The 11,782-nt window shown below is 72.1% G+C and carries 13 protein-coding genes; 8 read left to right on the top strand and 5 right to left on the bottom strand.

Annotated features, from left to right (window positions below; all coding sequences use genetic code 11):
* Positions 1-162: 162 nt before the first annotated feature.
* Genes ACFY1U_RS23625 through uppS form a run of 3 tightly spaced genes read left to right on the top strand, consistent with a single transcriptional unit; the run spans position 163 to position 3,015 of the window.
* Positions 163-735, top strand: a complete 573-nt coding sequence (locus ACFY1U_RS23625; protein ID WP_390696097.1) for a DUF6230 family protein — start codon at positions 163-165, stop codon at positions 733-735.
* Positions 732-1,121 (top strand): DUF6114 domain-containing protein, encoded by a 390-nt coding sequence (locus tag ACFY1U_RS23630; protein ID WP_390696098.1) that lies wholly within the window; start codon positions 732-734, stop codon positions 1,119-1,121. Before ACFY1U_RS23625 ends, ACFY1U_RS23630 begins: the two co-directional genes overlap by 4 nt.
* 1 nt (position 1,122) lies before the next feature.
* Positions 1,123-3,015, top strand: coding sequence for a polyprenyl diphosphate synthase (gene uppS / locus ACFY1U_RS23635; RefSeq protein ID WP_390696099.1), 1,893 nt, complete (start codon positions 1,123-1,125; stop codon positions 3,013-3,015).
* On the opposite strand, the gene ACFY1U_RS23640 is transcribed toward uppS, so the two are convergent.
* Positions 2,955-4,034, bottom strand: coding sequence for an NADP-dependent oxidoreductase (locus ACFY1U_RS23640; RefSeq protein WP_390696100.1), 1,080 nt, complete (start codon positions 4,032-4,034; stop codon positions 2,955-2,957). The genes uppS and ACFY1U_RS23640 overlap by 61 nt on opposite strands.
* 100 nt (positions 4,035-4,134) lie before the next feature.
* Here ACFY1U_RS23640 and ACFY1U_RS23645 point away from each other — a divergent pair, with 100 nt between their 5' ends.
* The 3 genes from ACFY1U_RS23645 (at position 4,135) to ACFY1U_RS23655 (ending at position 6,717) form a co-directional block, all read left to right on the top strand.
* Complete coding sequence (locus ACFY1U_RS23645) at positions 4,135-5,067, top strand: LysR family transcriptional regulator (RefSeq protein ID WP_390696101.1); 933 nt, start codon at positions 4,135-4,137, stop codon at positions 5,065-5,067.
* A 13-nt stretch (positions 5,068-5,080) separates the two neighbouring features.
* Positions 5,081-5,953: a hypothetical protein gene (locus ACFY1U_RS23650; RefSeq protein WP_390696102.1), complete on the top strand. Its 873-nt coding sequence runs from the start codon at positions 5,081-5,083 to the stop codon at positions 5,951-5,953.
* A gap of 134 nt (positions 5,954-6,087) precedes the next feature.
* On the top strand, positions 6,088-6,717 hold the full coding sequence (locus ACFY1U_RS23655; protein ID WP_390696103.1) for a thiol:disulfide interchange protein DsbA/DsbL: 630 nt from the start codon (positions 6,088-6,090) through the stop codon (positions 6,715-6,717).
* A 156-nt stretch (positions 6,718-6,873) separates the two neighbouring features.
* On the opposite strand, the gene ACFY1U_RS23660 is transcribed toward ACFY1U_RS23655, so the two are convergent.
* Entirely contained in the window at positions 6,874-8,088 is a 1,215-nt protein-coding gene (locus ACFY1U_RS23660) for a cytochrome P450 (RefSeq protein WP_390696104.1), read from the bottom strand.
* 110 nt (positions 8,089-8,198) lie between these two features.
* Positions 8,199-9,209 carry a DUF2278 family protein gene (locus tag ACFY1U_RS23665; RefSeq protein ID WP_390696105.1) on the bottom strand — a complete coding sequence of 337 codons (1,011 nt, stop codon included), beginning with the start codon at positions 9,207-9,209 and terminating at the stop codon, positions 8,199-8,201.
* Positions 9,210-9,412: 203 nt separating this feature from the next.
* On the opposite strand from ACFY1U_RS23665, the gene ACFY1U_RS23670 reads away from it, so the two are divergent.
* Positions 9,413-9,853 carry an SRPBCC family protein gene (locus ACFY1U_RS23670; RefSeq protein WP_390696106.1) on the top strand — a complete coding sequence of 147 codons (441 nt, stop codon included), beginning with the start codon at positions 9,413-9,415 and terminating at the stop codon, positions 9,851-9,853.
* A 162-nt stretch (positions 9,854-10,015) separates the two neighbouring features.
* Here the strand turns inward: ACFY1U_RS23670 and ACFY1U_RS23675 are convergent, their stop codons facing one another.
* Complete coding sequence (locus ACFY1U_RS23675; protein WP_390696107.1) at positions 10,016-10,249, bottom strand: hypothetical protein; 234 nt, start codon at positions 10,247-10,249, stop codon at positions 10,016-10,018.
* Between the two features lie 38 nt (positions 10,250-10,287).
* On the opposite strand from ACFY1U_RS23675, the gene ACFY1U_RS23680 reads away from it, so the two are divergent.
* Positions 10,288-10,572 (top strand): hypothetical protein, encoded by a 285-nt coding sequence (locus tag ACFY1U_RS23680; RefSeq protein WP_390696108.1) that lies wholly within the window; start codon positions 10,288-10,290, stop codon positions 10,570-10,572.
* 31 nt (positions 10,573-10,603) lie between these two features.
* Here ACFY1U_RS23680 and ACFY1U_RS23685 read toward each other — a convergent pair whose 3' ends face one another.
* Positions 10,604-11,755, bottom strand: a complete 1,152-nt coding sequence (locus ACFY1U_RS23685) for an XdhC family protein (protein WP_390696109.1) — start codon at positions 11,753-11,755, stop codon at positions 10,604-10,606.
* Positions 11,756-11,782: the final 27 nt, after the last annotated feature.

Here is an 11,782-nt window from a genome sequence, read left to right on the forward strand (position 1 = left end):
CCGGTCCGTCACCGAAGGCAAGGAGGAAGTCAGCCGAGGGTTCTCGCGCGGACGACGAAGCCGCGCCCCGTGTGATGGTCCGATCAATCCGATGGGCGCCACCTGGTAGCGCCGTGATCGTTGGGGCAGGACGTGATCAGAAATGTCGATCGTCCGACCAGAATGCCGGGGCGCACGAGCAAGCTCCGATTCGCCCTGGCTCTTGCGCCCTTGTCCGTCGCGGGCACCGCCCTGCTGGCGGGAAGCGCGCAAGGTGCCGTAGCGGTGGCCTTCGCGGGCCAGGTACCGGTCACTGTGCACGCCGCGCGGGTCTCCGGGTCCGGCCTGACGGCCTCCCCGGCGGGATCCGGCCGTGGCGGGCTGCTGCCGGCACTGGCGACACGGATGGAACACGCTCGTGTGGAGGACGCCTGCGTCACCTCCACCGCTCGACTGCCCCTCGTCGGAGCAGTGACGGCAGTCGTCCACATCGACCGGGCCTCCGCCACAGGGCTGACGGTGGAGGCGGGCAAAGCCACCGCGCGGTCCGTGTCCGTCTCCGGCGCCGAGTTCAGCACCCCGCAGGTGTCACTGACCCGGCCCACGGGTCTGTTCAGCATCGGCGCGCGCAAGGTCAGCGGCCACGAAGTCAGCACCGAGCCGCGGGCCTTCACCGCCGGGACGATCACAGCCAGTGGAGTCACCATCGACCTGCACCAGGGCGAGGGCGGCTGCGCGCGGGAGGGGCACCGGTGACCGCCGCAGTCGTCGCCGATGGATGGTCCAGGTGGCGGGAATGGCGAGGCGGCCGCCCGTTCGCCGCCGGGCTGTTGCTGGCTCTGGGCGGGCTGGAGATGATCTGCGTCTCCTGGAGCGGTCTGGGGTTCCTGCGGTTCACCGGCACCGCGGGCGCCGCGTCGTGGACCTTGGGTGCGTTGTTCGCCGTGGCCGGGCTGACGACCTGGCAGAACCCGCCGCTGCGTTACTTCGCCGGAGTTCTGTCCGCCGTCCTGTCCCTGGTCAGCCTGATGGCCGCCAACCTCGGCGGCCTGCTGCTCGGCTTTCTGCTCACCGCCGTGGGCAGCGCTCTGGCCCTGGCCTGGGTCCCGCAGCAGCCCACCGCCGATGAAGAGGAGGCGTGAGATGAGCCCCTCCGCCGTGCCGCGCACCCGTTGGGGGTCCGTCTACCGCCGCGGCGGTGTCCACGATCCCGCCCTGCGCCACGGGTACGACATGTGCCGGCGCGCCACCCGCTCCACCGGGGAGATCGAGTACGCCGTCTCCCTGTTGCTGCCCCCGCCGCTGCGGCTCGCCGTCTGGGCGCTGTACGGCGCCGTGAGAGCCGTCGACGACCTGGTCGACACGGTCGGCACCGGGACCGACGAGGCGGCCGCCGGCGTGGGGCGGGCCGAGCGGCTGGAGGCATGGATCGCGGCGTTCGACGCGGACCTGCGGGAAGGCACCGGCAGCGACCCGGTCCGGCTTGCCCTGATCGACACCATGCTGACCTGGAACCTGCCGCCGGAGTTCCTGCACACCCTGTTCGAGGAACTGCGCCAGGACATCCACGGCCGGCGCTTCGACACCTGGGGTGAATGGAGGCGTTACAACGGCCTCGTCAACACCCCGCTCGTGCTGCGGACCGGCTCGTTGCTGCTGCGGGCCGCGGGCCTGCCCGCCGAACCCGAAGCCCTCGCCACCGCCGTACCCGGCGCGGCCACGGCCTGGCAGACGGCCGTCGACGCCGTCTACCTCACCGACGCGCTCGTCGACCTCGCTGACGACCTTGGCCGTGGTCATGTTCCGCTGCCCCAGGAGGCCCTGGACGAAGCCGGTGTCCAGCGCGCGGACCTGCTGAAGCGGCGCGGCACCCCGGCCTACGAACGCATGGTGCGGGATCTGACGGACCGGGCCCGCAGCTGGTTCGACCGCACCCCACTCCCGCCCGTGCTGCACCCGGCCGTCGGCATCGCACTCGGCGCCTACACCGACCTGTACCGGCTACGGCTGGCCACCCTCGCGCGCGATCCCGCCGTGCTGCTGCACCGCAGGCCCGCCCTGCCCAGGGCCGCCCGTCTGCGGCTGCTGCCGCCCGCCCGCGCACGCGCCGCGCTGGCCTGCAGCCTGTACCCCTTCACCGTCGTGACCGGCTCGGCGAGCGCCTCCGCGCCGCTGCCGACCAGCTCCTCCGTCGGTCCGCCTGAAGAGAGGAGACCATTTGCGGCGCCACGGCGGCCGGTCACCGCACCGACGCCTCACCCGTCCGGTGCCCGCCCACCCGAGGTGTCCACTCATGCGATGCCCCGCCACGTCGCGATCGTGATGGACGGCAACGGCCGCTGGGCCACGGCCCGCGGCCTGCCCCGGACCGACGGCCACCGCGCCGGCGCCGACGCTCTGCTCGACGTCGTTCACGGTGCCCTGGAAATCGGCCTCGAGTACCTGAGCGTGTACATGTTCTCCACCGAGAACTGGAAACGCCCCGCCGCTGAGCTGCACTCCCTGATGTACGAGATCCCGCAGCTCCTGCGCCGACTGTGGGACGACAGTCGCCCCCTGAACGTGCGCCTGCGTTGGGCCGGACAGCGGTCCCGGCTGCCCGCAGAGGTCATCGACACCCTCGTCGAGGCCGAGCAGGCGACCCGCGACTGCAGCGCGCTGACCGTGACGGCGTGTGTGAACTACGGCGGCCGCGCCGAGATCACCGCCGCCGCGGCGCAACTAGCCCACGACGCCGCAGCCGGAAGAATCGACCCGGCCTCGGTCTCCGAGCACGCCTTCGCCCGCTATCTGCACGTCCCCGAACTACCCGACGTCGACCTGCTCCTGCGCACCGGCGGAGACCAGCGCACCTCCAACTTCCTTCCCTGGCAGGCCACCTACGCCGAACTGCTCTTCCTCGACACCTGCTGGCCCGACATGGACCGCCGCGACCTGTGGCGGGCGATCGAACAGTACGCACACCGCACCCGCCGCTACGGCACCGTCCCCAGGACCCCCGCCCCCGCACCGGCACCGGCACCGGCACCCGCGTGAGCGGCTCCCCCGGAGGGGGCACCCGCCCGCACGATGATCTTGCCGGTGTTCCGGCCCCGCAGCATCCCCAGGAACGCGTCCACGATGTGCTCGAACCCGTCGACCACCGTCTCGTCCAGAGCGAGCCGGCCGCTCTGCAGATGCGGTACGGCGAACTGGTACAACTCCTCCTGCAGATCGCGGTGGTTGCTGACCAGGAAGCCTTCCATGCGCAGGCTCTTCTCCACGATGTCCGCGTAGTTGAAGCGCGGCGGCGGCGCGTCGGGGGTGTTGTACTGGCTGATCGTGCCGATGCGGACGATGCGCCCGAACTCGCGCAACGCCCCTACGGCCGCGGCCAGTTGGTCGCCGCCGACGTTGTCGACGAAGACGTCGACGCCGTCCGGTGCCACCTTGGCGAGCAGGTCGGCGGCGGGTCCGTCGTGGTAGTCGAAGACCGCGTCGTAGCCGACCTCGCGCATGAGGTGGCCGGCCTTCGCGGCCGAGCCCGCACTGCCCACCAGCCGTCCGGCGCCGAGCAGGCGGGCGAACCGTCCGGTCGCGGTGCCGACCCCGCCCGCCGCGGCCGACACGAAGAGGTCCTCACCCTCCTTCAGCCGGGCGATCCGGGTCAGGCCCACATAGGCGGTCAGGCCGGTGCCTCCGAGGACGCTGAGGTACGCGGTCAGGGGCACGCCGTCGAAGCGGGGCAGCCGCCGGATCTCCTCGGGTGCGACCACCGCGTGGGTGCGCCAGCCCCGCCGGTGGAACACGATCTCGCCCTCGGTCAGCGCGGGCGTGCGCGAGGCGATGACGCGCCCGATGGTGCGGCCCTCCAGCGGGGCGTGGAGCGCGAAACCGCCGGGCACGTCGTCCATCATTTCTCGGTGATAGGGGTCGACGGACCAGTAGAGGTTCTCCACCAGCGCGCTGCCGGGAGCGGGGTGGGGAAGCGCGGACTCCACGAAAGCGAAGTGTGCGGCGGTGGGGAAGTCGTGCGGGCGGGCGGTCTGCTGCACGGTGAGCGCGGTCTCGTTCATGACCGGACCGTAGGGCGGGAATGCGCCCGGCGGGCAGCCGGTTGGGCTCATGCGACGCCCCGTTCCATGAGCAGTTCTCATACGTTGAGGTGAGCGCCCCGTGGCCCGCACGACCGACTCCGATCTCGCCCCGCACGAACTGCGCGTGCTGGTGGCGGTCGCGGACACCGGTGGTTTCTCGGCCGCGGCCCGGGCACTCCGGCTGACGCAGTCCGCGGTCTCCCACTCGGTGCGCGGCAGCGAGCGCAAGATCGGTGCCGTGCTCTTCGACCGCGGCCGCAGCGGCGCCCGCCCCACCCCCGCCGGAGAGAAGGCCGTGGCGCACGCCCGCCGTATCCTCCGCCTGTTGGACGTCCTGACCGCCGAGGCGCGCGGTGCGGCCCGGTCCGACGCGGCGGAGGGGCCACTGCGGATCGCGGCCTTCCGCAGCGCGGCTCTCCATCTGCTGCCGCCCGTCCTCGAGCGGCTGCGCGCGCGACATCCCGGGATCGAGCCGCGGGTGCGGATCGTACGCGAGGTGGGGCGCGGCACCGCGGGCGAAGTCGCCGACGGGAAGGCCGACCTCGCCATCGCCACGCTGGGCGGCTCCGTGCCGCTGCCACCGGGTCTGGTCGCGAGCAGCCTCTTCGAGGAGCCGTACGCCCTGGTGCACGCGGCGGGACACGTCGCCCCGCGCTCACTGCCGCTGGTCGACTGGGCCGAGAACTGCGGCTCGTACACCCGTGACTGGTGGGCCGCACAGGACTGGATTCCGAAGGCGACCGTCGAGGCCGAGGACGACGGAGCGGTGCTCTCCCTGGTGAGCGGAGGACACGGAATGGCGATCATGCCCGCGCTCTCGCTGGTCGGAGCACCGGACACGGTCGGGATCGCCGATCTCGGACCCCGGCGTCCGACACGTCAGGTCGGCTACGTCACCAGCTCCGAACTGGCCGGATCCGCCGTCGTGCGCGTCTGCGTGAGGGAACTGCGGGCCACGGCCGTTCATCTGCGACTGGCTGCGGGAACCTTGCCAACAGCCGCGCCGGCCTGAGGAAATCAAGCCCATGTCCTCCTCCCCCGCCGCCCTCGCCTCCTACGTCGAGTCCTGGCACCCCGAGCCGGTCACGGACGGGGACGCCCTGCCGGCCGGGCCGGCGGCGGCCCTGTCGGCGGTGCTGGATCTGCCCGGTCCCGCCGCCGAAGTCGGTGATCCGCTGCCTCCGCTGTGGCAGTGGCTGTACTTCCTGCACTGGCCGCCCCAGCAGTCCCTCGGCCCGGACGGGCATCTGCGCGACGCCCGCTTCCTGCCGCCCGTCCCGGGCCGTCGGCGGATGTTCGCCGGCGGACGCTGCACGATCAGCGAACCCCTGCTCCTCGGCGAACCGGCCGAGCGGATCAGCAGTCTGGCGGCGGCCGTCCCGAAACAGGGCCGCAGCGGAGAGCTGCTGTTCGTCACCGAACGCCAGGAGTTCCGGCAGCACGGCCGTACCTGTCTGATCGAGGAGCAGGACATCGTCTACAGGTCGGGCGCGGGCGCCGCTCCCCGGCACCCGGCCACGCCCGACGACTCGGCCGTACCGGAGCCGGAAGGTCCGTGGCACCTGCGGCTGCAGCCGGACGAGACGCTGCTCTTCCGGTTCAGCGCGCTCACCGCCAACGCCCACCGCATTCACTACGACAGCTCGTACTGCCGTGACGTCGAGGGCTATCCGGGCCTCGTCGTGCACGGCCCGCTGCTGGCACTGCTGATGCTGGAACTGGTCCGCAGGAACGCCCCGGAGCGGCAGGTGCGGTCGCTGTCCTACCGGCTGCACCGTCCGGCGTTCGCGGGCGAACACCTCCTCGCCGACGGCACGCCCTCCGACGGGCAGGCCCAGCTGCACATCGCCACCCGTCGCGAGGCCCGGCACGCGAGCGCCGAGGTGACCTTCACCTGAGCCGGAGGAGGACGGCCGTGCCGGAGCGGGGCGGGGCCGGGAGACGGTGAGCTCGGACGCTCGGGCGGTCCGAACGAGGGACATTGCGTGTGTCAGCGGGGTGCGCCGAGACGCAGACCGCCAAGGTGTCCGCCATGAAGAAGAAGATCATGCGCTTGTTCGCGCTGTCGACCGTCCTGACCTGTCTGCTCGGTGCCGCCTCCGGCGAACCGAGGGAGGGGGCGGAGTACTTCCGCCTCAAGCACCCGGTCAGCGGTGTGCCGGCGCGGGAGGTGGCGGAGCTGTTCTGGTACGACTGCCCGCACTCCTACGAGCTGGAGAAGCCGCTGGAGGACTGGGCGGCACGGCAGAGCCCCCCGGTGAAGGTGGTGCGCATCCCGGCCACCTGGGAGGACCAGCCCGACATGGTCGCCTACGCCCGCCTCTACTACACGCTGGACCGGCTCGGCCTCGCGGAGAAGGAGGCGATCCCGGTCTTCCAGGCCGTACGGGACGAGGGCAAGGACCTGACCACCGAGCGGAATGTCGTGCGATGGGCGGTCAGGCAGGGGCTCGACGTGGCGGCGGTACGGCACGCCTACACGTCGAAGGAGGTCGACGACGCCGTCAAGGCCGCCCCCGCACTGCGTGAGCGCTACCAGGTGAACGAGATGCCCACCGTGGTGGTGGCCGGCCGCTACCGCACCACGCCGATGCTGGTGGGCAGCGCGGCCAAGACCATCTCCGTGCTGGATCTCCTCCATCGCCAGGCCGTGGGCCACTGATCAGCACCCGGCCGGCATGCTGTTCGACGACGGCGACCGCCGACGGCATCGTCCCTCCCTTCGGCCTGATCAGGCCCATCGCTGTGCGCAGCAGGGTGACTTGCCGGCGCCGGGTGGACCTCCTGTACCTCGCCTGCGGACGGACGGAGCCGCGCGTCACCAGATCAGGTGCAGGCTCTCCGGTGACCGGTGGATCATCGTCGGCCGCATGGTGACCGGACGGTCGTCCGCCAGTCGCAGACCCGGCAGCCTGCGGGTCAGCTCCTCCAGGGTGAGGCGGAGCTGCTCGCGGGCCAGCTGGGAGCCGGGGCAGCCGTGCGCACCGAAGCCGAAGGCGAGGTGGCGTTCCGGCGGGCGGGTGATGTCGAACTCGTCGGGGCGGGGGTGCCGGGAGGAGTCCCGGTTGGCGGCGCCGAAGGCCACGAACAGCGTGGCACCGGGCGGGAGTTCGGTACCCGCGAGGGTGACCGGACCGGTGGTGACACGGCGGAACCCCTGCAGGGCGGTGTCATGGCGGGCGGCCTCCTCGACGGCCGCCGGGATCCGCTCGGGCTCGGCGCACAGCAGTTCCCACTGGCTGGGGTGCCGGAGCAGGTGCAGGACGGTCGTGCCGATGAGCGCGGTCGTCGTCAGATGCCCGGCGATCAGCAGGTTCTGGAGATGCGCGACGAGCTCGTGGCGGTGCTCCAGGGTGAGTTCGCCCTCGCCGACGACCGATGCGACCAGCTCCGTGCACAGGTCCGCGCGCGGCTCGGCGTGCCGCTCCCGGGCGTAGCGGTCGAGGATGTGCTGCATCGCGACCACGTCCTCGGCCGCGGCGATCTGCTCGTCCTCAGCCAGGGGGCGGAACAGCAGCTGCTCGGCGCGATGGCCGCCGTATACGACGGCGGGCACGTCGGCGGGGTCGAGGCCGACGATCCGGCCGATGACCTCGCCGGGGAGCCTCCCGGCGTACGCCGACATCAGCTCGACGTGCCCGTCCTTCACGAAGGCGTCGACCAGGGCGGCGGCCCGCTCTGCCGCGTAGGGCAGTACGGCCGCGACGCGCGCCGGGGAGTGCCCGCGCACGATCGGCGCCCGTAACCGCTGGTGGTCTGCGCCGTCGGCGGTGACGACGACGGGCCGGCCGCCGAACCCGCCGCCGAGGACGGCGAGCGCGGCGGGCGCGGGCAGGACGTCGGGCTTCAGGGCGTTCGCCGACGAGAAGTCCTCGGGCCGCCGCAGGACCTCCCGTACGTCGGCGTCGCGTGCGACCAGCCAGGCGTCGAGCTCGGCGACGTACATCAGGCCCTCGGCGCCTCGCGCCCGCGCGTAGAGCGGGTAGGGGTCACGCTGCAACTCGTCGAGTCTGCTGTGCAGTTCACGGTCCACGGGACACCCTCCCGGCCGGCGGTGGTGCGGGGTCGGGCTCATCGTGCCGTACGGGTGTGCGAGCACGGTAGAGGGCTTCCGCGCTCGGCAGGTGTCTTTCCGGGTGCCGATCAGAACACCACGGACCAGCCTTCGCGGGCTGCCTGCTCTGCGGTGTACGACACGCCGTGCACCTTGAGGCCGTCCGCGTTCTTCAGGGTGATCTCGCCGCCGTGGTTGCCGAGTTGGGCGCCTGCGGTGAGCGGGACGAGCAGACAGGCGCCGGCGGCGAGCAGGCCGGCCGGTACGGCGGAGCTCTGGCCGATGCGGTCGACGACGCGCCAGCCGGTGAGATCGACCGGGGCGGGCGAGGCGTTGAGCAGGGTCACCGTCTCCGACTCGGGCGCCGGGCCGGACGGGTTGACCAGCGCCGCGACGATCCGTACGGGCTGAGCGCCCGGCTGCGGGCGGTCGCCGTCGACGCCGTCCAGGGCATGCCCGGTGGCGTCGTCCGTGTGCCAGGACTGGCTCTGGAAGGCGAGGAAGATGCCGATCCAGCGTTCCTGCGCCGGGAAGTGCAGAAGCAGCCCGCCGTCCTGCCAGACGCCGTCGTCGCCCTGGAACTTCCGGCTGTTGCCCTGGTTCATGTGGATGTCGTGGACGCCGTTGCCGGGCAGGAAGCCGAACACCTTGTCCCTGACGGCCGGTTCGGGGCCGAAGCGCTCGCCGTAGACGTACAGCCGGGCCTGTTGGTCGTCGACCGCGCGGCGTACGTAGTGGTCCAGGAGGTCGGCCAGGTCGTTGTCGGGGCCGGAGGCGTCCGGGGGCAGGGTGCGCATCTTCGCCGGGTCGAAGAGGTTGCCGCGCACGAAGTCGAGGTTCGGGCCGCCGGGGCCGGACGGCAGGGTGTTCCAGCCGCCCGGCAGGCCGTCCAGACGGGCGGTGACCGGGTGCCGGAGGTCCTCGTCGACCAGGTACAGCAGCTCGGAGGGCCGTTCCTGGGAGAGGACGTTGACGGCGGCGCGGTAGTCCGTGCCGCCGTCGTCCTGGAGGTGGATCTGGTAGTGCGGTGTGCTGGTGGCGCCCTCGCGCCGGGTGTCGACCGCGCGCGCGATCAGCACGCCGTAGGCCTTGAGTGGCATGACGTCCAACTTCCCCCGGGGGCAGGCACATTGCCCGCCCATGGGAGGAATGGTAGAGGGATGGGAGTTATGTGACCCCCTCCTTGCCGCATTCCACACCCACCGTCCTGTCTACGCCTTCCGGTGATTACGCCGCTGGGCCAAGTGCGTGACGCGCCGATGAACACCGCGCTGAGCAGCCCGGATTCCCTACGATTCGTCACGTGGTCAACTTCCTCGTCCAACGCACGGCACCGCTCCCCCTCGACGAGGCGTGGCGTCGCCTGACCGAATGGCCCCGGCACGGCGAAGTGGTCCCGCTGACCCGCGTCACGGTGGCCACTCCCCCGCCGACACACGAAGGCACGGTGATCGTGGCCCGTTCGGGACTCGGGCCGCTCGCCTTCGACGACCGGATGGAGGTCACGGTGTGGCAGCCGCCGACGGACGACGCACCCGGTCTGTGCCGACTGGAGAAGCGGGGCCGGGTCGTGACGGGGTGGGCGGAGCTCGAGGTGCGGCCGGGGCCCGGGGGCCGTAGCCGGGTGATCTGGCGGGAGGAACTCGGGGTCCGGCTGCTGCCGGGCCTCTTCGACCCGCTCCTTCTGCGGGCGGCACGGTACGTGTTCGGACGGGCGGCGAACCGGCTCCTCAGGATGCCATGATGCCGGTCGTCCGGGGCGAACACCTCGTCGTCCGCACGCGGTGTCGATACGCTCACCTGCGCGCGCCGATTCCGCGGGGGCACTGTCGGAAGGGGAGAGTGGGCATCAGTTGGAGCTTCGGGTCGATGCCGGCCCCGATGCCCCGGCAGATGTGACCGACCGTCAGGTCAGGCCCCGTACCGGGATCTGCGTGCGCTCGGCGTACTCCGGGTCGAGCGCAAGTCGACCGCCGCGCCGGCCGACTCGACGGCGGGCGTGGCATACGACCTCGGAGTGCTGGTCGTCAGCGTGGGAGTTCGGCGGGAACAAGGGCTCGTTCAGTGCCTTGTCCGCCAAGGACCGGCACGCCCTGGTGGAGGTGGTGTCCGCGTACATCGCCGGCGCGAGCGCCGACACGACCGGCCAGGAGACCGACAGCGAGCCGGGAGCGGGCGATGCTGATGCCGCTCCTGGAATATCTGCCGTTCGCGCGCGACATCGGCCTGCGCATCGTGATCGTCCGCACGGTCCAGGGGGCTTCGAGAGGGATGTACGAGCCGTTCCTCGCGCGGACGAGGGAACTCGGCGCGCAGGGCGTCGTGCTCTCCGGCGGTCCCTCGGAGGGGGCGCTGCTGGGATCGGTCAAGCCGAACCGTCGGCCGCCGGGGCGCGGGACGCTGGTGACCCGGCACTCGACGCTCGGCGTACAGCTCGGTTTCGTCCCGTCGGAGTACGACTGAGCCCCGTGGTGCGCTCGAGCGCGGCAGCGGCTCAGGCCACCGACCCGATCCGCCCCACCGCCCCCGACGTGGCATCGTGATGGATCGGCGTATGCGCCCCGGTCAGCGAAACCCCGCTGCCGCCGCGTCGGTTGGCGACGATCTCGGAGGCGATCGACAGGGCCGTCTCCTCCGGGGTGCGGGCGCCGAGGTCCAGGCCGATCGGGGAACGGAGACGGGCCAGCTCCAGTTCGGTGACGCCGACTTCGCGAAGGCGTTCGTTGCGGTCGAGGTGAGTGCGGCGGGAGCCCATCGCGCCGACGTAGGCCACCGGAAGGCGCAGGGCCAGTTTCAGCAGCGGGATGTCGAACTTGGCGTCGTGGGTGAGGACGCACAGGACGGTGCGGGCGTCCACGGACGTCCGCTCCAGGTACTTGTGGGGCCACTCGACGACGATCTCGTCCGCCTCCGGGAAGCGCGTCCTCGTCGCGAAGACGGGGCGCGCGTCGCACACCGTCACGTGGTAGTTCAGGAACTTGCCGATCCGCACCAGCGCGGACGCGAAGTCGATCGCGCCGAACACGATCATCCGGGGCGGGGGGACGGAGGACTCCACCAGGACCGTGAGCGGGGCTCCGCAGCGTGAGCCCTGCTCACCGATCTCCAGGGTGCCGGTCCGCCCGGCGTCCAGGAAGGCCGCCGCCTCCCCGGCCACCGTGCGGTCCAGTTCCGGGTGGGCGCCGAAGCCGCCCTCGCAGGAGCCGTCGGGGCGCACCACGAGCGCCCTGCCCCGCAGTTCGGCCGGTCCCGACACGATCCGCGCCACCGCCGCCGCCTCCCCACGGGCGGCGGCGGCCAGCGCGGACGCGACCACCGGGCGGGCGGGATCACCGGCCCGTACCGGCGTGACGAGGATGTCGATGATGCCGCCGCAGGTCAGGCCGACCGCGAAGGCGTCCTCGTCGCTGTACCCGAAGCGCTCCAGGACGGTTTCGCCGTCCGCGAGCGCCTGCCGGCACAGGTCGTACACGGCGCCCTCCACACAGCCGCCGGAGACCGAGCCGATCGCCGTGCCGTCGGCGTCCACCGCGAGGGCGGCACCCGGCTGACGGGGTGCGCTGCCGCCGACGGCCACCACGGTGGCCACGGCGAAGTCACGCCCCTGCTCGACCCACCGGTTGAGCTCCTCGGCGATGTCCAGCATCTCTCGGTCTCCTAACGGGGTTGGTGT

It is taken from the genome of Streptomyces sp. NPDC001351 (genome assembly GCF_042896045.1).
Lineage (GTDB): Bacteria > Actinomycetota > Actinomycetes > Streptomycetales > Streptomycetaceae > Streptomyces.